At 61.7% G+C, this 25490-nt stretch carries 21 protein-coding genes; 7 read left to right on the top strand and 14 right to left on the bottom strand.

The window, feature by feature from the left end:
- Nucleotides 1-83 precede the first annotated feature (83 nt).
- Entirely contained in the window at nucleotides 84-428 is a 345-nt protein-coding gene (locus J9892_RS24020) for a TusE/DsrC/DsvC family sulfur relay protein (protein ID WP_039038798.1), read from the top strand.
- Between the two features lie 113 nt (nucleotides 429-541).
- Here the strand turns inward: J9892_RS24020 and dedD are convergent, their stop codons facing one another.
- From dedD to J9892_RS23985, 7 genes are all read right to left on the bottom strand, one after another.
- Complete coding sequence (gene dedD, locus J9892_RS24015) at nucleotides 542-1348, bottom strand: cell division protein DedD (RefSeq protein WP_113977525.1); 807 nt, start codon at nucleotides 1346-1348, stop codon at nucleotides 542-544.
- A gap of 179 nt (nucleotides 1349-1527) precedes the next feature.
- Nucleotides 1528-2787, bottom strand: a complete 1260-nt coding sequence (folC, locus tag J9892_RS24010; RefSeq protein ID WP_210539160.1) for a bifunctional tetrahydrofolate synthase/dihydrofolate synthase — start codon at nucleotides 2785-2787, stop codon at nucleotides 1528-1530.
- Nucleotides 2788-2789: 2 nt separating this feature from the next.
- Nucleotides 2790-3653, bottom strand: a complete 864-nt coding sequence (gene accD / locus J9892_RS24005; RefSeq protein WP_010675139.1) for an acetyl-CoA carboxylase, carboxyltransferase subunit beta — start codon at nucleotides 3651-3653, stop codon at nucleotides 2790-2792.
- A gap of 119 nt (nucleotides 3654-3772) precedes the next feature.
- A complete protein-coding gene (gene truA, locus J9892_RS24000) occupies nucleotides 3773-4582 on the bottom strand; it encodes a tRNA pseudouridine(38-40) synthase TruA (RefSeq protein WP_042880093.1) in 810 nt (269 codons plus the stop codon).
- A 166-nt stretch (nucleotides 4583-4748) separates the two neighbouring features.
- Nucleotides 4749-6875, bottom strand: coding sequence for a FimV/HubP family polar landmark protein (locus J9892_RS23995; protein WP_210539159.1), 2127 nt, complete (start codon nucleotides 6873-6875; stop codon nucleotides 4749-4751).
- A 293-nt stretch (nucleotides 6876-7168) separates the two neighbouring features.
- Nucleotides 7169-8185: an aspartate-semialdehyde dehydrogenase gene (locus J9892_RS23990; RefSeq protein ID WP_041214974.1), complete on the bottom strand. Its 1017-nt coding sequence runs from the start codon at nucleotides 8183-8185 to the stop codon at nucleotides 7169-7171.
- A 147-nt stretch (nucleotides 8186-8332) separates the two neighbouring features.
- Nucleotides 8333-9454 (bottom strand): 4-phosphoerythronate dehydrogenase, encoded by a 1122-nt coding sequence (locus J9892_RS23985; protein WP_210539158.1) that lies wholly within the window; start codon nucleotides 9452-9454, stop codon nucleotides 8333-8335.
- 250 nt (nucleotides 9455-9704) lie between these two features.
- Between J9892_RS23985 and J9892_RS23980 the strand changes: the two genes are divergently transcribed.
- A complete protein-coding gene (locus J9892_RS23980; RefSeq protein WP_029314731.1) occupies nucleotides 9705-10427 on the top strand; it encodes a phosphatase PAP2 family protein in 723 nt (240 codons plus the stop codon).
- 53 nt (nucleotides 10428-10480) lie between these two features.
- Here the strand turns inward: J9892_RS23980 and J9892_RS23975 are convergent, their stop codons facing one another.
- Nucleotides 10481-11302, bottom strand: coding sequence for a MetQ/NlpA family ABC transporter substrate-binding protein (locus J9892_RS23975; RefSeq protein WP_041214971.1), 822 nt, complete (start codon nucleotides 11300-11302; stop codon nucleotides 10481-10483).
- Nucleotides 11303-11640: 338 nt separating this feature from the next.
- Between J9892_RS23975 and J9892_RS23970 the strand changes: the two genes are divergently transcribed.
- The 3 genes from J9892_RS23970 (at nucleotide 11641) to J9892_RS23960 (ending at nucleotide 12833) form a co-directional block, all read left to right on the top strand.
- Entirely contained in the window at nucleotides 11641-12027 is a 387-nt protein-coding gene (locus J9892_RS23970) for a VOC family protein (RefSeq protein ID WP_210539157.1), read from the top strand.
- A gap of 69 nt (nucleotides 12028-12096) precedes the next feature.
- Nucleotides 12097-12636, top strand: coding sequence for a hydrolase (locus J9892_RS23965; protein WP_109113225.1), 540 nt, complete (start codon nucleotides 12097-12099; stop codon nucleotides 12634-12636).
- Nucleotides 12637-12641: 5 nt separating this feature from the next.
- Nucleotides 12642-12833, top strand: a complete 192-nt coding sequence (locus J9892_RS23960; protein ID WP_223915819.1) for a hypothetical protein — start codon at nucleotides 12642-12644, stop codon at nucleotides 12831-12833.
- A gap of 18 nt (nucleotides 12834-12851) precedes the next feature.
- Here the strand turns inward: J9892_RS23960 and modF are convergent, their stop codons facing one another.
- The gene (modF, locus tag J9892_RS23955) at nucleotides 12852-14306 is read right to left on the bottom strand and encodes a molybdate ABC transporter ATP-binding protein ModF (RefSeq protein WP_210539156.1); all 1455 of its coding nucleotides are present in this window, start codon (nucleotides 14304-14306) and stop codon (nucleotides 12852-12854) included.
- Between the two features lie 118 nt (nucleotides 14307-14424).
- Entirely contained in the window at nucleotides 14425-16797 is a 2373-nt protein-coding gene (gene ppsA, locus J9892_RS23950) for a phosphoenolpyruvate synthase (protein WP_125117302.1), read from the bottom strand.
- A 307-nt stretch (nucleotides 16798-17104) separates the two neighbouring features.
- On the opposite strand from ppsA, the gene J9892_RS23945 reads away from it, so the two are divergent.
- Nucleotides 17105-17917 (top strand): pyruvate, water dikinase regulatory protein, encoded by an 813-nt coding sequence (locus tag J9892_RS23945; RefSeq protein ID WP_010675153.1) that lies wholly within the window; start codon nucleotides 17105-17107, stop codon nucleotides 17915-17917.
- Nucleotides 17918-18046: 129 nt separating this feature from the next.
- Here J9892_RS23945 and J9892_RS23940 read toward each other — a convergent pair whose 3' ends face one another.
- Nucleotides 18047-18322, bottom strand: coding sequence for a hypothetical protein (locus J9892_RS23940; protein ID WP_081000923.1), 276 nt, complete (start codon nucleotides 18320-18322; stop codon nucleotides 18047-18049).
- A 356-nt stretch (nucleotides 18323-18678) separates the two neighbouring features.
- Here J9892_RS23940 and J9892_RS23935 point away from each other — a divergent pair, with 356 nt between their 5' ends.
- Nucleotides 18679-20055: an amino acid permease gene (locus J9892_RS23935; protein ID WP_053288369.1), complete on the top strand. Its 1377-nt coding sequence runs from the start codon at nucleotides 18679-18681 to the stop codon at nucleotides 20053-20055.
- 160 nt (nucleotides 20056-20215) lie between these two features.
- Here the strand turns inward: J9892_RS23935 and J9892_RS23930 are convergent, their stop codons facing one another.
- From J9892_RS23930 to J9892_RS23920, 3 genes are all read right to left on the bottom strand, one after another.
- Nucleotides 20216-20917 carry an SIMPL domain-containing protein gene (locus J9892_RS23930; protein ID WP_010675156.1) on the bottom strand — a complete coding sequence of 234 codons (702 nt, stop codon included), beginning with the start codon at nucleotides 20915-20917 and terminating at the stop codon, nucleotides 20216-20218.
- A gap of 54 nt (nucleotides 20918-20971) precedes the next feature.
- Nucleotides 20972-21529: a hypothetical protein gene (locus J9892_RS23925; protein ID WP_042879892.1), complete on the bottom strand. Its 558-nt coding sequence runs from the start codon at nucleotides 21527-21529 to the stop codon at nucleotides 20972-20974.
- An 87-nt stretch (nucleotides 21530-21616) separates the two neighbouring features.
- Nucleotides 21617-25465, bottom strand: coding sequence for a type I secretion C-terminal target domain-containing protein (locus J9892_RS23920; RefSeq protein WP_210539155.1), 3849 nt, complete (start codon nucleotides 25463-25465; stop codon nucleotides 21617-21619).
- Between the last annotated feature and the right edge of the window lie 25 nt (nucleotides 25466-25490).

Here is a 25490-nt window from a genome sequence, read left to right as displayed (position 1 = left end):
GCCAAGCGCCGCCCCGGTTGCCGGACGGGACGCAAGGCGCTACCATGCCCGCCCCATTGAGATAGCCTTTTCGAGGAAGCGTCATGTCCGAGCCACACCATTTGCAGTTCAACGGCCAACTCATCGAGACCGATGCCCAAGGCTATCTGCGCCACAGCGAGCAATGGAGCGAGGCGCTGGCCCTGGTGCTGGCCGAAAAAGAGGGGATAGTGCTGGAGGATCCCCACTGGGAAGTGGTGCGTTTCGTGCGGGCCTTCTATCTGGAGTTCAACACCTCCCCCGCCATCCGCGCCCTGGTCAAGGCAATGGAAAAGCAGTACGGCCCGGAGAAGGGCAACAGCCGCTACCTCTACAAGTTGTTCCCGGAAGGCCCCGCCAAGCAGGCCACCAAGATCGCAGGCCTCCCCAAGCCGGTGAAGTGCATCTAGGCCTCCTCGGCAGCCCGATAGCCCGATAGCCACACTGCCTCCCCCGTGTTGGACACAAAAAAAGACCGCGCCCATGTTGCCATGAGGCGCGGTCTTTTCATTTCATCATGCTGTCAGGGGTTGTAGGCCACCACGGAGCCGCTCAGGCCCGTCATCTGGCTGATCCGGCTCTGCATGCCCTGCAACTTGGCCTTGGAGACATCCGGCCCGATGAAGACCCGGTTGATCTGCCCCTGCACCGGGGTTCTCGGCGACGTCTGGGCCGAGTAGCCCGCCGCCCTCAGCTTGCTCACCAGGGCATTGACGCTGTCTGCATTCTTGAAGGCGCCGAGCTGCAGGATCCAGCTCCCCTGAGCCGGGGCTGCCGGTGCCGTAGTCGGCTGGGCCATCTTGCTCGCGATGAGATCATCCATGGTCTTGATCTGGCCCGCCTGTGGCTTGGCCTCCACCGGTTTTTGCACCTCTACCGGCTTGGTTGGCACCGGCTTGGGTTTAGGCTGCTCCACCGGTTTCTTGGCGATCACTTCCGGCTTGGGCTCGGGTTTGGGCTGGGGCTGGGGCTTGGGTTGCGCCACGGCCTGTACCGGCTGCTGCTGGGTAATGGGAGCCTGACTGGCTCCCGCTGGATTGGCTCCCCCCTGATTGGCCAGGGTCACGGTATCGCCAATCTCCTCTACCTGCCACTGGGTCGCGGCAGAGGCCTGCTGCTGACTCGCCAGATGCTCGGCCGGCAGGGTGCTCGCCGCCGAGACCTGAAGCGCAGGCTTGGCGGGCTCCAGCTCCGGACGCAGGGGGATCTTGGCGAAGGCCTCGTCCTTCTGCTCCAGCTTGTTGCCGTCCATCAGGTCCGGCAGAAAGATGACCACCAGGGCGACCAGGATGACGGTCCCCACCAATCTGTTTTGAAACTTCGAAGCCAAGTTAATTTCCACCCATGTTACTTAGGATCCATTGCAATCTTGCACACTTCGCAAAGAACGCCTCCCCTCACGCCGGCTGGCGAAGCCGGGTCCCTCGCCACCCACTTGGCCTGAAAGGGGATTATCCAGTGCAAAACCCGGCCCGTCGTCACGTTGACGGAGCCAGGGGAGCGAACGGCTCAGACCGAGCCCAGAGCCAGCACGTCGGCGACAGTGTAAAACGAGCCGAACACAATGACCATATCGTCAGGACTCGATGCGGCCAAGGCGGCGCCGTAGGCATCCCCCACGCTGGCAAAGGTGAGCGCCGCGCCCCGGCCGCTGCCAAGGGCCGTCGCCAACTGGTCGGCCGTGGCCGCGCGCGGGCCGTGGAGGCTTGCCAGGAACCACTCGTCAATCAGACCGTCAAGCTCGGCCAGCGACCCCGCCATGTCCTTGTCCTTGAGCATGCCAACCACGGCGCGGCGCTTGCCCTTGCCGGGGCGCTGACGCAGCTGGCTGGCGAGATAGGCCGCAGAGTGGGGATTGTGGGCCACGTCGACGATGACCAGCGGCGAGGTTTGCAACTGCTGCATCCGGCCAGCCAGGCGGGCATTGGCCAGGCCGTCGCGGATGGCGGACTCCGCCAATGGCAGACCGAGGGACTCCAGGGCCGCCAGCACGGTGACCGCATTCATCAGCGGCAGGGCCGGTTTGGGCAATCCCGACCAGTGGTGCAGGCCGTGATAATCCCAGTCACCTTCATGCTCGTCACCACGAAAATCGATGCCGACCTGACGCAGGCAGGCGCCGAGGCGCGCCGCTTCGCTGGCGATGGTCGACGGCGGATTGTGCTCCCCGCTGATGGCGGGTTTACCTTTGCGATAGACGCCAGCCTTCTCCACTGCCACCGCCTCCCGGGTATCCCCGAGCCAGTCGCAGTGATCCAGGGCAATGGAGGTGATCAGGGCGACGTCCGATTCCACCACATTGGTGGCGTCGAGCCGCCCCCCCAGCCCCACTTCCAGCAAGAGCACATCGGGCGCGGCGCGACGAAACAGCCACAGACCCGCCAGGGTGGCGAACTCGAAGAAGGTGAGGGCGATGTCGCCCCGGGCGGCTTCCACCTCGGTAAAGGCCGCGCAGTGATCGCCATCGGCCAGCTCCTGGCCATTGACGCGCACCCGTTCGGTAAAGCGCAGCAGATGGGGGGAGGAGTAGACACCGACCCGGTAGCCGGCGGCCATCAGGATGCTGGCCGCCATGGCGCAGGAGGAGCCCTTGCCGTTGGTGCCCGCCACCGTGATCACCTTGAACGGCAGTTCGGTGAGGCCCATGCGGCGGGCAACCGTGCCGACCCGCTCCAGCCCCATGTCGATGTTGGCCGGGTGGATCTGCTCCAAATAAGAAAGCCAGTCGACCAGCGACCGGCTTTGGGATTGTTGCATGTGTGAACTCATCTTCAGTCTTCGATGACCTGAGTGTTCATCAGCTTGGCCAGCAGACCGGCCAGACGGTTGCGCATTTCGCGCCTGTCGATGATGAGATCGATGGCGCCCTTCTCCAGCAGGAACTCGGAGCGCTGGAAGCCTTCCGGCAGTTTCTCGCGCACGGTCTGCTCGATGACGCGGGGGCCGGCAAAGCCGATCAGCGCCTTGGGTTCGCCTACGTTGATGTCACCCAGCATGGCCAGACTCGCGGAGACGCCACCCATGGTGGGGTCGGTCAGCACGGAGATGAAGGGCAGGCCCGCCTTGGTGAGGCGATCTAGGGCCGCACTGGTCTTGGCCATCTGCATCAGGGAGAACAGGGCTTCCTGCATCCGCGCACCACCGGAGGTGGAGAAGCAGACCAGGCCGCGGCCCTCCTTGATGCTCTCCTCGACGGCGCGCACGAAGCGGGCACCGACCACGGAGGACATGGAGCCCCCGATGAAGGAGAACTCGAATGAACAGGCGACGACCGGTACCCCCTTGAGGGTGCCCTTCATCACCACCAGCGCATCCTTCTCGCCCGTCTCTTTCTGGGCGGCAGACAAACGATCCTTGTAGCGCTTGGAATCCTTGAATTTCAGGATGTCTTGCGGCTCCAGCTCGGCCGCGACTTCGCTGCGTCCCTCGGCGTCGAGGAAGCTCTCGAGACGGGCACGTGCGCTGATGCGCATATGATGGTCACACTTGGGGCACACTTCGAGATTGCGCTCCAGCTCTGCCCGGTAGAGCACCTGTTCGCAAGCAGTACACTTGGTCCACACCCCTTCCGGAATGTTGTGACGACGCGGTGTGGTGATCTTGCTCTTGGGAAGGATCTTCTCAAGCCAGCTCATGGAATTCCTTAATGCATTTGTGCCTGACAAAACACATCGAGCCTTGATTGTTCAATGACTTAACGGCTCGATGGCAATAAACGACGGATCATTAAACCACAAATTTTCGGGCCCAGTTACTAAAAACTGGTCGTACCCGGTGCCGAGTCCGGCAGCCACAGCGGGCCGAGGGGCGGCCGGGGCAACCCGAATTCGGCCGGGTAATCCACATCCACCAGATAGAGGCCGCCCGCCTTGGCGGTCGGGCCCGCCAGGTTGCGATCCTTCGCCGCCAGCACCTCGGCAATCCACTCCACCGGTTGAAGCCCCTGCCCCACCAGCAGCAGGGAGCCGGTGATGTTGCGCACCATGTGATGCAGGAAGGCGTTGGCCTTGATGTCGAGCACGATGTAGGGGCCGGAACGGCTGACACACAGGTGGGTCACATTGCGCCAGGGGGTGTTGGACTGACAGGCGACGGCCCGGAAGGTGCTGAAGTCATGCTCCCCCAGCAGGCTCTGGCCCGCCTGGTGCATCAGCGTCGCATCGATGGCTTCGTGGTAGTGGCTGACGCCTTGGCTCAGGATCGCCGGGCGGTAGTTGTGGTTGTAGATGACGTAACGGTAGCGGCGGGCGGTGGCGCTGAAGCGGGCATGGAAATGCTCGTCCACTTCCCTGACCCAGCGCACGGCGATGTCAGGGGGCAGGTTGGAGTTGAGCCCCAGGGTCCAGGCGCCTTCTGCGCGGTTCGACTCGGTATCGAAGTGGATCACCTGGCCGGTGGCATGCACCCCCGCATCGGTGCGACCGGCACACTGGATGGAGACGGGGTGGTTGGCGATGCGGCTGAGGGCTTTTTCCAGCTCCTCCTGAACGCTGATCACTTCGCGCTGGCGCTGCCAGCCGAAGTACCGGCTGCCGTCATATTCAATACCAAGGGCAATTCGCATGGGTAACGGTGTCTTCTGATGAAAGGATGCAGTGAAAGAAACGGGGCGGATTATACGCGCTCGGGCTCAAAAGTCCCAGACCGGGCGAGGCCGCGGTGCGGGGCCCCCAAAGAGAGAGGGCAGCCCGCGGGCTGCCCTCTCTGGTGCATGGATGACAAGGGCCTGCCTAGCCCAGGCGCTTGAGCAGCTTCTGCGCCTCACTGCGCTGGTGCTCGCTGCCCTGGGCCACCGCCTCTTCCAGCAGCTCACGGGCGCTCTCCTTGTCGTCGATCTCGAGGTAGGCCCGGGCCAGATCCAGCTTGGCCCCCACCCCGCCGTCATCGGCATCCACATCAAAGCCGTTGGACTCCGGCAGCACCTCGGGGAAACCGTCCAGCCCCACATCCAGGGAGAAGCCCTGATAGGGTTCCTGCTCCGTGCTGCTGGCATCGGCATCGGCCAGCAGCTTGTCGATTTCAACGAAGTCGCTGTCTTGCACCTGTTCGCGGGGTTTCACCTCCCCCTGATGGGACTCCACCTCGGCGAAGGCATCCTCGAAGTCCGCCAGGGCCAGCTCGCTGGGATCCCACTCGGACGCCGTCGGCTTGGTAGGCTCCAGCCCGAGCTCGGCCAGCATGTCGTCCATATCGTCCTTGCCAAACCCCGTCTCGTCGATGTGCGGCGCCTTGGTGGCAAGCTCATCGTCGGTCGGCTCGCCAAACCCGGTCTCTAGATCGCTCAGATCGAAGTTGGCCAGTGTCTCGTCACGCTGGCTGCGGCTCTCCTCCTGGGCCTGGGCCAGATCCGCTTCCAGATCCGCGTCCAGCTCGGCAAACAGAGCGGCCTGCAGCTCCTCCTCGGTCATGATCTCGTCATGACCACGAGCAGAGGAGGTGGGCTCGTCGGAGAGATCGAGTTCCGGCACCACGGGCAGATCGAAGTCCCCCTCGTGGGCCAGATCCAGCTCGGGCACCAGATCCGGATCCCGGTTCGCCGTCGTCACCGCAGGCTCCACATCAAAAGCGGAGAGCGCCGTCTCGTCATCCCGGAAGATGACATCGGCGGCAGCACTGGCGCCATCTTGCTTCCTGCTCACTTCCGGCTCGTTGAGATCCGGCATGCCATGGAGGGGCTCGTCATCCGCGATGCCCACCGTCATCAACTGATCAAACTCGCTGTTCTCGTCTCCCATGACCATGGAGGTCGACTCGGAGAGGCTCTTCTCCTGCTCTTCCAGCTCGCGGCGGGCACGAGCACGCAGCCAGAGCGTGACCAGGGCAAGCACCAGGAGCACCGGCAGCAGGATGATCATGGCGAGATTGAGCGGCGAAGAGAGCAGCTCCATCAGCCAGCTCTGTTTGGGCACCGGCGCCACCACGGGAGGCGTCGGATTGGCCTTGAGTTCCGCCACCTCTTTTTGCAGGGCGGTCTGATCCTGCAACTGGGCCTTGAGGGTTTCCACCTCTTCGGTCAGGGCTTGCAGACGCAGCTTGAGCCTGTGGTTCATCTCGGTGACCTGGCCGAGCTGGGCGTTGGCATCCTCCAGGGCCAGCGCCATCTCGGTGGAGGGTTTGCCCACCGCAGTGGCGGGCAGGGGCGCCGGCGCCGTGCTGACGGCGCTGCTCGCAGCAGCGCTCACCACCACGGGAGTGGAGACGACCGCTTTGGTGGTCTCCTTCACCTCGGGGGCAGGAGCCGTCGCCTTGGGTGCCGCCGGGATCGGCGCCGCCTTGGGCGGTGTGCTCTTGGCCACCACAGTCGGCTTGGCCGGAGCAGGCTTGCTCGCCACCGGCTGGGCGACGTGGGATTGCTTGTTGGCCAGGTATTTGGGGCTCAGCCCCTTCCAGCTCGCGTTGTCGCTGTTGAAGCGACGGCGTGCTTCGGCATCCGTGATGCGCCCCGCCTCTGCGGCGGTGGGCAGCAGGATGTGGGAACCCACCAGAATATGGTTGATGTTGCCGTCTGCGAAGCTTCGGGGGTTCTTGTCATAGATGGCCACCATGGTCTGGTAGACACTTACCCGGTTGGACGGGCGATGCTTGCTCGCCAGACTCCAGAGGGTGTCGGTGGGACGCACGGGACCATAACTGCCAGCCGACGCAGCAGGCACCTGACGCACGATGGGCTGGGCTCTGGGCAGGGTGACGGGCGCCACGGGCTGGGCCCGGGGCTCTGGTTGCACCGCGGGGGGCGGTGAGCCATCCGGTCCCTTGAGTTCGACAAAGAAGGGTTCTCGCGCCCCCTCTTCGGCCTGAACCGTGCCCAGAAGCCCCAATGCGAGTAGCGTTGCCAGCGTTATGCGGGAATGTCCCATATTCGTTCCTTCGTATGACGGCCCTATCACATTGAAAAATCTGGATAGTTACCCCAAAACAATCGGCTCAATATAAATCAGGCGCCGGTCTCAAGCCAGCGATCCGACATATTTCGCGCCCGGCGGCGACCAGAAAGCAGCCCCAGACGCGAACCAGAGTGTAGAAAAAAACCTAGTCCACTGATATCACACGGTATTCCAAAAACCGGAGAGTGGGTTCCCGGTCACATACCGGGGCCAGGGCGCCCACATCAAGGCGGGGTTCCCTCCCCGCCCGGGGCCGACATCCGGCCTCAGAGGTAATCGCGTACCAGCAGTTCGGCAATCTGCACGCTGTTGGTCGCCGCGCCCTTACGAACGTTATCGGCCACGATCCACATATTGATACCACTCGGATGAGAAATATCCTGGCGTACCCGCCCGACCATCACGTCATCCTGACCGGTGGCATCGCGCACCGGGGTCGGGTAGTCCCCTTCATCATCAAACAGGGTGACGCCCGGGGCATTGCGCAACAGCTCCTTGACCTGCTCGGCGTCCAGCGGCTGGTGCAGCTCCACATGGACCGCCTCGGCGTGACCGTAGAAGACCGGTACCCGCACGCAGGTAGGGTTCACGGCGATGCTGGCATCCCCCAGGATCTTCTGGGTCTCCCACACCATCTTCATCTCTTCCCGGGTGTAGCCGTTGTCAGTGAAGGCATCGATCTGCGGGATCAGGTTGAAGGCGATCTGCTGCGGATAGAGGGTCGGCTCCACCGGGCGGCCGTTGAGCAGGTGGGCGGTCTGGCCCGCCAGCTCGCTCACCCCTTCCTTGCCGGAACCGGAGACGGACTGGTAGGTCGCCACGTTGATGCGGCTGATGCCCACCTCGTCGTGCAGGGGCTTGAGGGCCACCAGCATCTGGATGGTGGAGCAGTTGGGGTTGGCGATGATGTTGCGGTTGCGAAAATCGGCCAGCGCGTCCGGGTTCACTTCCGGAATGACCAGGGGAATGTCCTCGTCGTAGCGGAAGCAGGAGGTGTTGTCGATGACGATGCAGCCGTGCTCGGCGGCGATGGGCGCCCATTTGGCCGAGACCTCGGCACCGGCGGAGAAGAGTGCAATCTCCACCTGGCTCCAGTCAAAGGCCTCCACATCAAGGATGTCGACGTTCTTGCCGCCAAAACGCACCGTGTCCCCAGCGCTGCGACTGGAGGCGAGCGGATAGAGGGTCGCTACCGGGAAGGCGCGCTCCTCCAGGATCTCGATCATGGCCTGACCCACGGCGCCGCTGGCACCCAATACCGCTACGTTGAATTGCTGACTCACTGATCTGTTCTCCTGTGATGCGGCCCGTCGGGGCCGGGCATGAGGGCCCCGGCTGGCACGCGTATCGGTTTGATGACAGGCCCGCCATGATGCCGGGCCGGGGGGAAGCGCCGCCTGGGCAAGCCCTTCCCCTTGTTGAAATCGGGTTTATTGCTCTGAGACGGCAAAGCCCAGTCGGGCCAATCTGTCGTCGGCGAAGGGCCCTTTCAGTTGCAGGGCGCCAAGTTCGCGCCGCTCGGGGTAGCGCTTGCGCTGCTCATCGAAGCTGCCGGGCAGCCCGATCCGGTTGCGAAAACGGGCGTCGTCACGGCGCACGTCATAAACAAGGTGGACAAGCTGCTTGATGAGCGCCTGATCCGCCGGCTGCCCCGGCGTCAGCTCGCGCACCTCGGGGGCAGGCAGCAGGGATTGCAGATCCTGGCGCGGGGTGCGCCCCAGTTGCCGGCACAGCGCCTCATAGAGCATCCAGGTGCCACGGGCCTTGCCTTCCAGGCTGTAACCGGCGATGTGCGGGGTGGCCAGCTCGGTATGGGGCACCAGTTCATTGAGGGGCTCCGGCTCTCCTTCCCACACGTCCATCACCAGTCGCAGGGGATGGGGTCCCTGCTGGCGGACAAGCAGGGCACGGTTGTCCCACACCTCGCCGCGGGATGCGTTGATGAGGATCTGCCCGGCCGGACGCTCGGCGATCTCCTCGGCTCCCAGCAGGTGGAAGGTGGCCTCATCCCCTTCACGAAGATAGGGGACATGGAAGCTGACGATGTCGGCATCCAGGGCAGTGCGGTAATCCACGAAGTCGCCAGCGGCGCCGCTACGGGCCAGGGGCGGGTCGCAGCGCAGCACCTTCATCCCGAGCGCCTCGGCCTTGCCGGCCACGCTCTCGCCGGTGTTGCCGGCACCGATGACGGCGAGGCTCATCTCGCTCAAGGTCAGCTCATGGCGTTCCGCCAGAACCAGCAGGGCGGAGAGCACGTAGTCCCCCACCGACACCTTGTTGCAGCCGGGGGCGCTGAAGAAGGGGATGCCCCGCGCCGCCAGCAGCCCCTGATCGATGTGATCCGTGCCGATGGTGGCCGTGCCGACAAACCCCAGCCTGGGGCAACTCGCCAGGAGCGCTTCGTTGACCCGGGTCACGGAGCGCACCAGCAGCACATCCACCTCTTGCAGATCCGCGGCCTTTATTTCTCGTCCCGGCAGGGGAACCACTTCACCAAATTCCGCAAACAGCTCCACCGCATGGGGCATATTTTCATCAACGACGATCTTCATCGGCACGCATCTCGTCCACAAGGGCCACAGGCGCGCCATTCTAGCCCAAACGCGGCGGATTTTCAGAGGCTTGTTGGCAGACCTCTCTGCGGCCATCTTTCCACCTTCCGGCCTCAGGTGCGGGCACGATGCCCGGCAGCATCATATGTAACAGCCTGTTGCCCTCGCCCCCTTCGCCTTGACCAGAGCAACCTGACTGGCACAATGACGCCTCTTTCTAGCCGCTCGCGCCACCGAACCGGACCCCTTGATGCCGACTCACTCCTCTTCGTTGCCACGCCGCAAGGTGCTTCATTTCAATGCCCTCCTGCTCCTTCCCCTGCTGCTGCTCGTCTGCCTGCCCTGGCAGCCGTTCATGACCCAGGCCCTGCAATCGGGCTGGCTATGGTGGCCCTACGCCCTCACCCGCATGGTGGACTTGCCGGGGCTGGTCTTCACCATCGCCGCCCTGCTGCTGCTAACAAGACACAAGCTGACGCTGGACGGTCGCGCCTTGTTGGCGCTGGCTGGCGCCCTCTTTGCCGTGCTGGCGAGCGACTGGGTCATCAAGAGCCTCATCAAGCTGCTGACCGAGGAGCCCAGGCCCTACCTCATCTGGCTGGAGAGCCAGGAGCTGATCCCCGCCATCCGCCAGTTCTATGGGGGAAGCCAGGCCCTTCGCAGCGAACAGGTCCACGCCGCGACCCAGTTGCTGGCGCTGCCCGCCTGGCTCGGCCAGCACTGGCAGGCAGAGGTCAACTACGCCTTTCCCTCCGGTCACAGCATCGCCGCCATGAGCCTCGCCCAGTTCTTCGGCCTGATCTGGCTGGCCCGGGCACCCGCCGGGGCCTGGCTGCTGCCACTCTGGGCCATCGGGATCGGCCTCTCGCGCACCCTTATCGGCATGCACTGGCCCCTGGATGTGCTGGCAAGCGCCCTGCTTGGCAGCCTTACCGCCCTCCTGGCCGCCCGCTGGTGGTTGCGCCACTACTGACCTCCAATAAAAAACGGGCACCTGGGTGCCCGTTTTTATCGCTTGTACGCCACTCACCCCTTCTGCTGCCAGCCCTCGGGATACTTGTAGCCGACGAAGCGCTTGGCGGCATAAGCCTTGAATTCGGGGGAGTTGTAGGCGGCCGCCACATCCTTGGCGAACGGCTTGCCCGCATCGGCGCTCTTTACCACCACCCAGTTGATGAAGTCATAGCTGCGCTCGAGGAAGAGGCCGGAGCTGAACGGGATCCCGCTTGAGGCGGCAAAGTTGCCGTTGATGACGGAGAAGTCCACATCCTCACGGGAGCGCGGCAGCTGCGCCGCCTCCAGCAGCACCAGCTTGAGGTTGTGGGGGTTCTTCACCACGTCGAACTCGCTCGCCTTGAGAGGATTGATCCCCTCCTTGAGGCTCAGCCAGCCCAGATCCTGCAACATCAGCAGTGCTCGGGCCTGGTTGGTGGGATCGTTCGGGATGGCGACCGTGCTTCCCTCTTTCACCGCCTTCAGATCCCCCAGCTTGCCGGCGTAGAGCCCCATGGGACCGGTCGGTACCTGGGTGATGGGCGCCAGAGAGAGACCCCGGTCTTTGGCGAAGCTCTCCAGATAGGGCTTGTGCTGGAAGCAGTTGACGTCAAGCGACCCGTCCGCCAGGGCGATGTTGGGGGTCACGTAGTCGGTGAACTCCACCAGCTTGACCTTGTAGCCCTTGGCTTCGAGCTGCGGCTTGATAGAGTCGGTCACCATGTCGGCAAAGTCGCCAACCGTGGTGCCGATGACGATCTCTTTCTTCGCCTCATCGATGGCAAAGGCGGACAGCGGCAGGCTGCTGGCGAGCAGCGCCAGGGCGGAAAGGGTGAAGAAGGAACGACGTTGCATAAAAACTCCCTGTCAACATGATCATCAAAACGGTGAACGGTCGGGGGCGAACATGCAGCCACCACACAACCATCTAGCCATCTAAACGGCTAATTTAGCACACCATAACAGAGCTCGTAGCCTTCGCCAAGCAACAAAACCGGGCAAGCTTGGCCAGCACGAAGCAAAGCGCATCCCGCAACTGGATGAAAAATCTTTGACGGAGCGCGCAGTTATGCGCCTTGCCCTCTCCCTGCCTGGCGTCAAACTGGCTTATTGTGGTCATTCGATACCCATTTCAACGGTTCCCATGAGGGCCTGATGGGCTGCTCTACACCCAGACAACACAAGGAGTCACCGTGTTCGATCATGTTGAAATCAAGGTGGTGCGTTTTGACTCCTGTCAGCACTTCTACGCCACCGTACTGACTCCTCTTTTGATAGAACTCAAATGGTCTGATGAGGCGGCGGCCGGTTTTGGCCTGATGGGCCGCGATCACGTGGGCTTTCTGATTGAGCGGGGGCAGCAGGGCGCCTCCTGCCATCTCGCATTCAGGGCCGACGACACGACACAGGTGGATGCGTTCCATCACGCGGGGATCAAGGCAGGTTTTGCCTGCAATGGGCTGCCGGGACTGCGTTCCCACTATGCCCCCAATTACTACGCCGCCTTCCTGCGCGATCCCGATGGCAACAACATCGAGGCGATGACCTACCTTGAATGCCCAGACACGGCAAGCGAGTGAAGCAGCGCCACTCAGTCAGCCAACGAAAGCCTTCAGGCGAGGCAGTCCGCCACAGACAAGGAGACATTCATGCTTGAGCAAAACACCACCGGCCTGCTGGTCGTCGATATCCAGGGCAAACTGGCCCGTCTGGTCGAGGAGAGCGACACCCTGATTGCCAATACCGCCAGGCTGGTGCAAGGGGCCAGGGTGCTGGGGCTGCCGGTTGTCTGGCTGGAGCAGAACCCGGACAAGCTCGGTGCCACAGTGCCCGAATTGCAGTCGCTGCAGGCAGGCGATCTTGTGCTGCCCAAATACAGCTTCGGCGCCCTGGGTGAGCCGACGGTGGCGGCCGCGTTGGCCGAAAGCGGGGTAGAGCATTGGCTGGTATGTGGCATCGAGACCCATATCTGCGTCTACCAGAGCGTGCTGGGGCTTCTCGCCAGCGGTGCCGGGGTCTCGCTGGTGGTGGATGCGGTGTCGTCCCGCACCCTTGCCAACCGGGATCTCGCCATCGCTCAGCTGGCGGCCCGGGGCGCCGCCCTCACCTCGGTGGAGATGTGCCTCTATGAGCTGATGGGGGATTGCCGCCATCCGGCATTTCGCAAGATCCTCTCCCTGGTGAAATGACCGCCATGATGGACAATATGGCGCCCTTTCTGTTCGCCCTCATCGCCTTCGGGGCGGCACTCATGGTGACGGTGACGGGGATGGCGGCCACCCGTCACTATCTGGCCTGGCTCTGGCTGGGGATCATGCTCTTCTTCGGACTGTGGTGGACGCTGCTAGGGATGCCGCCGCTCCTCGCCGAACCAGCCCCTCTCTGACCATGCCGCCCGGACGGCTCAGCCCCCCAGACGCTCCTGCAGATAGTCGTATCCTCCCCCCTCTCTTGGCACGAAGCTCAGCCTGTGGGTCAGACCGGGGGGCGCATCATCGGCATGATGGGAAACGAACAACAGCTGGGTTCCCTCGCCAACGAGGCGCGCCACCATCTCCCGCACCAGGTGACGGTTGAGGGGATCCAGTCCCTGCAGGGGTTCGTCCAGGATGAGCAGCGGCGGATGCTTGACCAGAGCCCGGGCGATCAGCACCAGTCGCTGCTGACCGAAAGAGAGAGAGTGGAAAGGCTGCGCCCCCTGATCGGCCAGCCCCAGCAGGGCCAGCCACTGGTTGGCCAGCGCCAGCTGACGATCCCCCGGCCGGGTATAAAGCCCGATGGAGTCGTAGAAACCGGAGAGGATCACTGTCTGCACCGGGCAGCTGACACGATAGTCCAGATGCAGCGCCGGGCTCACGAGCCCGATATGGCGCTTGATCTCCCAGATGCTCTCGCCGCTGCCCCGCCGCCGTCCGAACAGATGGAGTTCATTGTTGTAACCTTGCGGGTGATCTCCGGTGATGAGGGAGAGCAGGGTCGACTTGCCAGCGCCGTTTGGTCCCACCAGTTGCCAGTGCTCCCCCTCGTCAATGGTCCAGTCGAGCCCGTCGATGATCACCTGATCCCCGTAAGCGATACGCATGGCTTTCATGACGACCCGAGGGCCGGGAGGCAAGGGCTCGGGTGTCGTCAGCGGTGGCGGCAAACGGGGGGATACGGTTTCGGCGCGAGCCAGCTGGGCCACCTCCTGGCTGCCGAGCACCGCCTCGCGCTCCCCCGCCAGCAGCAGACGACACTCGCCGAGCAGGCCGAGGTGAGTGGCAAAGGGGGGGATCTCATCAAAACGGTTGACGATCACCACCAGACGCAGCCCCTCTGACACCAGGTCGGCCAGCAACATCATCAAAGAAGCCCTGGCCCCCTGATCCAGGCCATCGAAGGGTTCGTCCAGCACCAGCAGCTCGGGTCGCCCCAGCAGGGCCCGGGCCAGCAGCAGCTTGCGCCCCTCCCCGCTCGAGAGGTAACGATAGGGGCGCTCCCACAGGGATTCAATGCCAAAACGGGCCAGCAGCGCGCGTGCCTCATGCTCCTCGCCCCCCGCCTCCAGCATCAGGGTCGATACCCGATACCCCGCCTCCTCCTCTTCTCCCAGCATGTCGGTATTGCGCCGCTGCCAGTCCAGCTCCCCCAGCTGTTGCTGCGACTCGAACGAGAGTCGCTCGGCCCGGACTCGGCCCCATACCGCTCCGGCACGCACGACCAGCTCGCCGCACAGGGCCGACGCCAGCGCCGTCTTGCCGCTGCCGTTGCTGCCGACGAAGGCCCAGCAGGCCTGCGGGGTGAGACAGAGTTCGGGAATAACCAGGGTGTGGTGGCCACGCAGGGCCAGGGTGGCGGATTGCCACTGCAATGAGGTCATGGGATCGTCCTGTGATGGGTGCGGAGCACCTTGCTCTTTCCCCTTGTAACAGAAAAAGGGGGGCGCAGACAAAAACGGCGCCATTGCGGCGCCGTGTCATCAAAAAGCGGGGACGGGTTTAGCCGGCCTTGTGCTGCTCGGCCAGATAGAGCCAGGTGTCGACCACGGTATCGGGGTTGAGCGACACGGAATCGATCCCCTGCTCGACCAGCCAGGCGGCGAAGTCCGGGTGATCGGACGGCCCCTGGCCGCAGATCCCCACGTACTTGCCCGCCTTGCGGGCGGCGGCGATGGCCATGGCCAGCAGTGCCTTGACCGCCTCGTTTCGCTCGTCGAACAGGTGGGCGATGAGCCCGGAGTCCCGATCCAGCCCCAGGGTCAACTGGGTCATGTCATTGGAGCCGATGGAGAAGCCGTCGAAGTGCTCGAGGAACTTGTCCGCCAGCAGCGCATTGGAAGGCAGCTCGCACATCATGATGACTTTCAGGCCGCGCTCGCCACGGCGCAAGCCGTTCTCAGCCAGTATCTCCACCACCTGCTCCGCCTCACCCAGGGTACGCACGAAGGGGATCATCACCTCGACGTTGGTCAGCCCCATGACATCCCGCACCCGTTTCATCGCCTCGCACTCGAGGGCGAAGCAGGGGCGGAAACTGTCGGCAATGTAGCGCGACGCACCACGGAAACCGATCATGGGGTTCTCTTCATGGGGTTCGTAACCACGGCCCCCCACCAGGTTGGCGTACTCATTGGACTTGAAGTCCGACATCCGCACGATGACCCGCTCAGGCCAGAAGGCGGCCGCCAGGGTGGCGATCCCTTCCGTCAGCTTGGCTACGTAGAACTCCCTGGGGCTCTCGTAGCCCGCGATCATCCCGGTGATGGTGGCCTGGAGTTCCGGGGTCTGCTGATCGAACTCCAGCAGCGCCTTGGGGTGGACCCCGATCATGCGGTTGATGATGAACTCGAGGCGGGCCAGGCCCACACCGGCATTCGGCAACTGGGCAAAATCGAAGGCGCGGTCCGGATTGCCGACGTTCATCATGATCTTGATGGGCAGGCGCGGCATGTTGCCCACCTCGGTCACCGCCACGTCAAAGTCGAGCTCGCCGTCATAGATGAAGCCGGTATCCCCTTCCGCACAGGAGACGGTGATGAGCTGACCATCCTGGATGTGGTCGGTGGCGTTGCCGCAACCCACCACTGCCGGAATGCCAAGCTCCCGGGCGATGATGGCGGCGTGACAGGTGCGTCCACCCCGGTTGGTGACGATGGCGGAAGCGCGCTTCATGATGGGCTCCCAGTCCGGGTCGGTCATGTCGGTGACCAGCACATCGCCGGGCTGCACTTCATCCATCTGGCTGATGGAGGAGATGACACGGGCCGGACCCGCGCCAATCTTGTGGCCGATGGCGCGCCCCTCGATCAGCACCTTGCCGGTTTGCTTGAGGGCAAAGCGCTCGAGGGTATTGGCTTCCTGGCGGCTACGCACGGTTTCCGGACGGGCCTGAACGATGTAGAGCTTGCCATCCTGACCATCCTTGGCCCACTCGATGTCCATCGGGCGACCGTAATGCTGCTCGATGATGAGGGCCTGCTTTGCCAGGGCCATCACTTCCTCGTCCGTGATGCAGAAGCGGTTGCGCTCGGCATCGGTGGTGTCGACCACCTTCACCTGACGGCCATGACCGGCATCCCCGGAGTAGGTCATCTTGATGAGCTTGGAGCCCAGCGTCTTGCGCACCACGGCAGGGCGCCCGGCCTTGAGGGTCGGCTTGTGCACATAGAACTCGTCCGGGTTGACGGCCCCCTGCACCACCATCTCGCCCAGGCCCTGGGCGCCGGTGATGAAGACCACGTCGTTGAAGCCGGATTCGGTGTCCAGGGTAAACATGACGCCTGAGGCAGCGAGATCCGAGCGCACCATGCGCTGTACCCCGGCGGAGAGAGCGACCCCCTTGTGGTCATAGCCCTGATGGACCCGGTAGGAGATGGCGCGATCGTTGAACAGAGAGGCAAACACATGCTTGATGGCCGTCATGACGGCATCGATACCGCGCACGTTGAGGAAGGTCTCCTGCTGACCGGCAAACGACGCATCCGGCATGTCTTCCGCAGTGGCAGAGGAGCGCACGGCAAAGGATGCCTCGAGCCCGGCGCTCAGCTTGTCGTAGGCCTCACGCACCGCCTGCTCCAGAGCGGGCTGGAAGGGCGCTTCCACCACCCAGTCGCGGATCTGCTGACCGGCCCGGTTGAGGGCGGCGATGTCATCCACATCCAGACTGTCGAGCAGATCATGGATCTTGCCGTTGAGGCCGCTTAACTCCAGAAACTCGTTAAACGCAAAGGCCGTGGTCGCAAACCCGCCCGGCACGGACACGCCGGCCCCCGAGAGGTTGCTGATCATCTCGCCAAGGGATGCATTCTTGCCGCCGACGCGTTCAACGTCCTGCATACCGAGCTGTTCGTACCAGAGTACGTACTGTTGCATTTGCATGTCTCCAGGTTGGGGGGCCAGGGTGACAATTCACCTGCTGTGCCAAGTCGTGTGTTTTTGTTAGTGTCTGTTGCCAACGACCATGAAAACGTTTTCCATTTATTGTCAAAAAAATCCCCGAGCAAGAGTTGGGGATGGTCGTTTGACACAGGCATTCTACAATAGCGACACAAAAAGGTAACGACTCAGGTTTGCAAGCGAGTTCACAACTTGGGCATGGCAGATCTGTTGACAAAAACGATATGGTTTCGAGAGATACTTATTTCTCGCCGCCCCCTGGAGCGCACCACAGGAGTCCGCAGTGCACACCGTATTCTATGTATCCGACGGCACCGCCATCACCGCCGAAGTCTTCGGCCACGCCGTGTTGAGCCAGTTTCCCCTGGCCTTCGAACAGGTCACCATCCCCTTTGTCGAGACCCAGGAGAAAGCGCGCCAGGTACGGGCACGCATTGATGAGCAGTTTCGCCAGACCGGGGTGCGCCCCATCCTGTTTCACACCATCGTCGACCCCATGGTGCGTGAAGAGGTGCTCAAGGCCCAGGCCAGCAGCCACGATTTTCTCAACACCTTCGTAAGCCCTCTCGAACAGGAGCTCGGTATCAAGGCCGAACCCAGGTTGCATCGCACCCATGGCATGGAAAACCGCAAGCTGTACGACGATCGCATCGAAGCGGTCAACTTTGCGCTGGCCAACGACGATGGCATCACCACCAGGGAGTATGACGAGGCAGACATCATCCTCATCGGGGTCTCCCGTTGCGGCAAGACACCGACCAGCCTCTATCTGGCACTGCAATTTGGCATTCGCGCCGCCAACTATCCCTTTATCGAGCAGGACATGGGATCGCTGGAGCTGCCCGCCGCCCTCAAGGCCAATCGCCACAAATTGTTCGGCCTCACCATCATGCCGCAGCGGCTGCACGAGATCCGCAACCAGCGCCGCGCCAACAGCCGATACTCCTCGCTTGATCAATGCAAACAGGAGCTGGCCAGCGTCGAGAGGCTGTTCCGCCAGGAGGCGATTCGCTTCCTCGATACCAGCTCCCACTCGGTCGAGGAGATCAGCGCCAAGATCCTGGAAGCGACCGGCCTTCGCCGCCAGCTCTGCTAACCTGCAAGGCTGCGACAGCACAACGCACCATGAGACAGAGGAGTGGCAAGATAACGAAACAGAAGAACAGGATGAAAAAATGATGCCAGCATCATCGCTGGCATCCCATCACTCGCGGGGCAAGCAGGCTCAGGGCTTGTTGAGTTCCTTGTTGTTCATCAACATGCCGTGAAAATTAATGAGTCCCCTGCCCTTGCGGACTCGCTCGCTCAGCCAGCAGGCTGGCACCAGCCCCATCCCGGCAGCAAGGATGAGCACCATGGCGATGTGGTTCACCAGGTAATCCGCTCCCAACCAGCCCCAGACAACAAGGCTGCTCATCGCCATCGTCAGCAACATGGGGGATAGCCAGATCCCGAGCCAGAGCACGACCATCACCAGGCCACCCACAATACGCTCCATCATATGAGTCCCTTTTTATCAAAGGGCAACAAGGCCATGAAAACCGGACTGAGTCAATAGATGGAAATCCATCAGAACACAAAACCAGCAACCACTCTCAAAACCCCTTTCCAGATCATGAAAAACCTGCATGTCGCACAAAATAGCAGCCGATGATGAGGAAAACAGGTGCATGAATGGTCGATTATCACTATTCTGCTCGGGTTGGTAGCCGCTACAAAAAACAGCCAGCGGCAAACCGTAACGATATAAATACGGATTTCGTCACGTTTTCGGCACAAGATGCCGCGCCAGGCAGAGGAAGTGCTGTGGCTGACGGGACGCGAGCCGAGTGATTTCAGCGACGTAAGGAAGGAAGCATGGATCTTCAACAACACGGCGACGAGCTCAAGCGCGGTCTGAAAAACCGCCATATCCAGCTTATCGCACTGGGCGGTGCCATCGGTACAGGCCTGTTCCTCGGCATTGCCGACACCATCAAGATGGCGGGCCCTGCGGTGCTGCTGGGCTATGCCATCGGCGGCTTCATCGCCTTCCTCATCATGCGCCAGCTGGGCGAGATGGTGGTGGAAGAGCCGGTTGCCGGCTCATTCAGCCATTTTGCCTACAAGTACTGGGGTGACTTCGCCGGCTTCGCCTCCGGCTGGAACTACTGGGTGCTCTATGTGCTGGTGAGCATGGCCGAGCTGACGGCAGTCGGTATCTATGTCCAGTACTGGTGGCCCGAGATCCCGACCTGGATGTCGGCGGCTTTCTTCTTCGTGCTGATCAACGCCATCAACCTCTCCAACGTCAAGGCGTTCGGCGAGATGGAGTTCTGGTTCGCCATCATCAAGGTGGTCGCCATTCTCGGCATGATCGGATTCGGCGGCTGGATGCTGTTCTCCGGCAGCGGCGGCCCCGAGGCCACGGTCAGCAACCTCTGGGCCCAGGGTGGCTTCTTCCCCAACGGCGTCGGCGGGCTGGTGATGGCAATGGCCTTCATCATGTTCTCCTTCGGCGGTCTGGAGCTGGTCGGCATCACGGCAGCGGAAGCGGACAATCCCGAGAAGAGCATCCCAAAGGCCACCAACCAGGTGATCTACCGCATCCTCATCTTCTACATCGGTGCCCTCACCGTACTGCTCTCCCTCTATCCCTGGGGCAAGGTAGTGGAAGGCGGCAGCCCGTTCGTGATGATCTTCCATGCGCTCGACAGCAACCTGGTAGCCAACGTACTTAACCTGGTGGTGCTGACCGCCGCGCTGTCGGTGTACAACAGCTGCGTCTACTGCAACAGCCGCATGCTGTTTGGCCTGGCCAAGCAGGGCAACGGCCCCAAGGCCCTGCTCAAGACCAACAAGAGCGGCGTGCCCCTGACCGCCATCACCATCTCGGCCGCGGCCACCCTGCTGTGCGTGCTCATCAACTATTTGATCCCGGGCAAGGCCTTTGGTCTGCTGATGTCTCTGGTGGTCTCCGCCCTGGTCATCAACTGGGCCATGATCAGCCTGGCGCACCTCAAGTTCCGCAAGGTGAAGTCTGCAGAAGGCGTCACCACCAAGTTCAAGGCACTGTGGAGCCCGTTTGGCAACTACCTCTGCCTCGCCTTCATGGCCGCCATCCTGGTGATCATGTACATGAACGACGGCACCCGCATCTCGGTCGAGCTGATCCCGGCCTGGGTCCTGGTACTCGGTATCGGCTATCTGCTCAAACAGAAGAGCCAACGCAAGCTGGCGACCAACCTGGGCTAGGCATCATCCCTCTCCAGCAAAAATGCCGGTCACTGACCGGCATTTTTTATTCCATTCCCGTTTCACCTGACCCAATTCGCGGCTCACTTGTCCTGCCAGCCCCTGCAATGACAAACCCGAGGGGTTGCCTCGGGTTTGAGTGATGGACAAAGGGGCTGTGTTATTCCAGCAGGAAGACGGCTTCTACATTGTCAGTGATGCTGATCTGCTGCTGTTGATAGCTGTTTTCCATCATGTCGGCGGCAGGGGCTGCCGCAGCCTTCATGGCACGGGTATAGACCGGCATGGGGGAACTGTTGCGGTATTCAACGCTATATACCTTGCCAAGCTTCATGCCGAAAGCCTTGGCCAGGGATTCCGCCTTGCTCGTGGCATCAGCAACAGCACCAAGCCGGGCCTGCTCCTTGATGACCTGTGGTGACTTCAGGCCGTACTCTATCTGGGTCACGGACTCCAGACCCGCCTTGAGGGCGGTGTCCATCAGCTGGCTCAACTTGTCGAGCTGGTAGAGTTTGACCGCCAGCTGACGCTGGGCACGGTAACCCACCATTTCGGGTTGCTTGTTCTGGGGGTACTGGTACTCGGGGGAGATCACCAGATTGCCAGCCTCCACGTCGCTGCGCTTGATGCCGAGGCTCTCCAGCTGGCCAAAGAAGGCTGCTACCTTGGTATCTACCTGCTGTTTGGCCTTGATGCCCTGCTTCTCCAGTGCCGTGACGGCGACATTGAGCGTCAGCATGTCTGGTTCAGCCTTCTGCTCCGCATAGCCACTGACGACCAGATGGGGGGCCTGAGGAACCTCGATGGCAAGCAACGGAGCACTGACAACCAGCGCGGACAGGGTAAGAAGGGGACGCCACATAAAAAAACCTCCATCATTTAGATGGAGGTCATTATGCATGTCGTCGATTGGGATTCATATATCGTGTGTCGGCGGGATCTGGTCCAGCACCTGATTGGTCATGTCGATATTGATGCTGATCTCCCCTCCTCCTGAATTGCCATGGCTTGTCATCACGGGAGCAGGCGCCGGGCTGCCAAACAGCGATTCATCCTCAAAGTGGAACGAATCCCACGACAGAACATGACCTTGTGATGGCAGATTCGGCTCGGACGTCGTCACAACGGCCAGCGCCCCCCAGTCAAGCTCCTCACCGTGGCTGAGCAGCCCCTGCAAGGAGGTATCGCTCAGACTTTGCAACGAATACTCCTGCTGCCCCCACTCATGGCCGACCAGCACCATCATGTGGGGCAGGGGCGCATCCTCTGCTGGCGTGAAGCTGATACGAGAAGCGGCAAAGTCCACATTCAGCAACCCCGCCACCTCACCATCTTCGCTCTCCAGCTCCAGACCGTTGAGCGTGTCACCCGTCATCGTGGCCTGATAGCCAAAGCGGCCGGTGCAGACGATATTGTCCTGCCCGTTCCAGCTATAGCGAATGCCGTCGATGTCGACCCAGTTGAATGACTGCATGGTGACCCTCTCCTGATACTGCAGCTATCTTATCTGCCCACTCCATCAAATAACAGGGGCCGGGCACACCCGGCCCCCATACCCTGCTTACGGATCGACCTTGAGGTTGCCCTGATCCAGCAGATCCTGAATGATCTGCAGATTGGATTTGCCAGCCGTCAGATCCACGTTGTCAAAGAGGATGATATGAGTCGTGGTGCCACTTCCCGCTCCATCCAGATCAATGGTCAGTGTCGACTTGCCACTGCCCGGACCAGGAGCAAAGGTAAGATAGTGATCCAGTGTGCTCGCATCGGCATGCTCACCACTGAGCAGTTCACTCAGGTCCAGAACATCTCCATTGGCCCCCGTGGTGAAGTCTTTGATGGTATCCGTGCCTCCTGCATCACCTGCCATCCATTTGAAGGTATCCTTGCCAGCCCCACCAGTCAGGGTATCACTGCCGGTACCCCCAATCAGCAGGTCATTGCCATCCCCCCCCAGCAGGATGTCGTTGCCAAGGCCACCCGTCAGAGTGTCGTTGCCGGACTCTCCGAGCAAGGTATCGTTACCACTGCCTCCATCCAGCTGGTCGTTTCCGGTTCCCCCGACCAAGGTATCCTTGCCGCCAGCTCCTAAGAGCAGATCATCACCGGCGCCACCCGACAAGATATTGTCCAGACTGTTCCCTGTTATGCTGTCCCCAAAATCGGAGCCGATGGCATGCCCTTGCGTGCTGTTGAAGGTCACATTCACAGCGCTGGCGGCGGCATCATAGTCTGCTGTGAACGGGGCTTCCGGCAACAGGCTTAGTCCGATATTGCTGTGGACTGCATCGCCGTCCCCGTCAATCAGTGTGACTGGCAGTTGCAGACTGACCGGGATCCCAGGAGTGGCAACGCTGGAACCAAAGTCCCCTATCTTGAAGTCACTGCCCGCAGCGTAGTGGAATTCTAGGCTGTTATACCCATCCGCCGTGTAGGCAGCCAACTTGGTATTGCTCACCACCCCCACCACGGTTGCGACATAGGCCACACCAGCACCGGGATCATCATCACTGAAGTTCACCGTAAAGTTTCGCCCTCCCACGGAGACAATCTGCGACATGCCTGCAGCTATGCTGACAACCTTAGTCGAGCCGTTGAAGCTGATGGCCACCGCTGTCAACGACTCCTTGTTTCCATCGCCTATATCGTTGTCATTGTCTACATCCTGACGGGCAACGATCTTCACGCTGGATCCACTACTGCCGATTGCGGTAAACAGAGCCGAGGCACCATTGACGTCGTAGTGTGCCTCAAAGGCATGTGTGGCTGGGTCGCCATAAGACCCACTACTCCCAGGAGAACCTGTAAGATCGACAACAAAGTCGATCCGCATAGCCTCACCGAGGCCGATAGATGCTCCACCACTGATCCCCCCGGTATTGGCTGTGGTATTAACGGTACCGCCGTCCACCCCACCCGTCATCGCCGTCAACAGCAGATCCTTGCTGTCATTAGCCACAGCGGTGAATCCAGCCCAAGGACCGTTGCCACCGACGAAGTTATAGCCACCACCATTAAAGTCTATCGTGGTCTGACCACCATCAACCTCTCCTATCATCTGGACTTGGTAAGTGGCAGAGGCAGGCTGCAAGGTCGCGATGAAGACAGTCCCTGCAGCCGTGGAAGCCGTGAGCACTGTTCCGTTTGAGGATAATGAATAAGTAATGGGCAAGCCACCGGACGTCAGTCCGCTGTTGCTGCCATTAAGTGCACTGTCAAAGCGGATGCTCCCACCATCCGCGCCATAGTTGTTTGACAAGGTACCATCACCATCCAGCAAGAAGGTGCCGGTCACGCCCGATTGGTTCAACATGACCCCCATGGCGGGCGTCATCACGAAGGGCACATCATCTTCCACCTGGACGATGAAGTTGCGGATCAATGCGACATTGTCCACGCCTTCATGTGCGCTGATCACGCTGGACAGGTTGAGGGCCTTCAGCTCCAGATCGTTTCCATCTCCCTGGGGATGATCAATGGAGCCTTGCAGGGTGAAGGTGTAATCCCCATCACTCTCCACCTGCAGGGTGAAGATGGGTTTGCTACCAGCCATGGCAACCAGCGTATCGACCCCGGCACCATGAGTGATGCTATAGGTAATCGCCACGCCCCCCGAGGTCAGTGCAGGCAGCCCTGCCGTCGACCCCATGCCAAAGCTAACCCCCACGCTATCCGCCACCATTTGCGCCAGAGACCCACTGACCGTCGTCAGCAGAGGATTGTTGCCTGGCAAGCCTGTGGGCAGGCCGTCTTCAAACACGGAGGCGACGATGGGGGACGTATCCAGTACCAGGATTTTCAGCTGGGCGCTGGAGGTATCGCCGTCCGAATCCACGATGGTGTAGGTGAAGACCTCCTGGGTATGAGCCGCCACATCATTGGGGGGTGAGTAGGAGTAGGAACCGTCCGCATTCACGGTCAGTCGGCCCCCTGCCGGCGTCGGGATGGGACCCGTTGTGCCGCCTTGCACCAGGAAGGTCACGACATTGCCGTTGATGCTGTCGGCCACCCCGGCATAAACAGCCGGATTGGTGACGGTAAAGCTGATCTGCACTACGGTCACGGGGCCATCGGCACCCGCAACATCCACACCAGCACTGCCATCTACGTCGGTGATCACGTTGCCGGTTGCCGGTGGCGGCACTGTGGCTTGCAAGGTGGCATCCAGGTCATTGATATTATCGACCAGAGTCACGGTGTCACCGTTATCCTCCACCAGGGCCAGTTGCGAAATGGCCGATGCGTTGCCACTGACGTTGAGGCCAACGGCATAGACCTCCACGTTGTTGTTGTTCACAAAGCTTGTCCAGCCTGCCGGAACGTTGCCCTCATTGGGTGCACCATCCGACAGGAAGTAGACCTTGGTTTCGTAACCAGCCAATGCCGGATTGGCTAGATCGGCTGTCAATTGGTTCTGTGCTAATACAAGAGGCGCATTGTAGTTGGTACCACCGCCATCTGTTGGCAGGCCGGAGATGCTGGCCTTGGCCACGTCGGGATCGCTCGTCTGCGGGATCAGCAAAGCACCACTGGCAAAATCGATTACTGTGATGGTCAGGGGAACCCCCAGAGCCACATAAGAGTCAATCATGTGGTTCAACGCACTCTTGGCCAGTTCCAGACGATTCGGGGATCCATTAGTGGTCGTGCCTATCTTCCAGAGCATGCTGCCCGAAGTATCGATCACCAAGACGAGGTTGAATGGAGGCAACCCGGCTTCCGTCACCGTAACGCTGTTATCCTTCGCCGTCGGCACGTCGTCCACGATCTGCACGCTCAGGGTGTTCGAGGCCGAATCCCCGTCGCTGTCCACCAGGCTCACCGCGAAGTCTTCGAACAGGCTGTTGTTGCCGTTCGCCGTCGGGTGCGCCTCGTTGTCGTTCAGGGTGTAGCTGTAGCTCACCAGCCCGGTCGCCGGGTTGTACCCGGTGATGGTCAGGGTGTTGCCCAGCGGCGTGGTCACCCCGCTCAGCGGGAAGCCCGCCACCACCCCGTTCACCACGATGTTGATGCCACCCACGCTCAGGGTCTTCACCCCGTCCGGCGCGCTGATGGTGAAGTCCCCCGTCACCGTGGTCGACTCCTTGCTGCTGTCCGACCCCGCCGACTCATTCGCGCCACGGGTCGCCAGCAGGTCGTCCTCGTACACCTTCGCATCCCCGCCCTCGCCCTTGGGCGTCAGGTTGGTGATGGTCACCCCGTCATCGTCGTTCTTGATGGTCAGGGTCAGGGTCGCCGTGCTCACGTCTCCGTCCGCATCCGTCAGGGTGTAGGTGAACACTTCGCTGCCCACCCCGCCCCCGGTCAGCGCCTTGAAGTCACCGTCGTTCGGGTTGAGGGTGTAGGTGTAGGTGCCGTTGGCATTGAGCACCAGGCTGCCGTAGGTCCCGCTCAGGGTGCCCGCGGTCACCGCCGCGCCATCCGCCCCCTGCACA

The organism is Aeromonas sp. Prich7-2, assembly GCF_017939255.1.
Classification (GTDB): Bacteria; Pseudomonadota; Gammaproteobacteria; order Enterobacterales; family Aeromonadaceae; genus Aeromonas; species Aeromonas caviae.
This window is presented reverse-complemented; position numbering and strand designations above follow the sequence as displayed.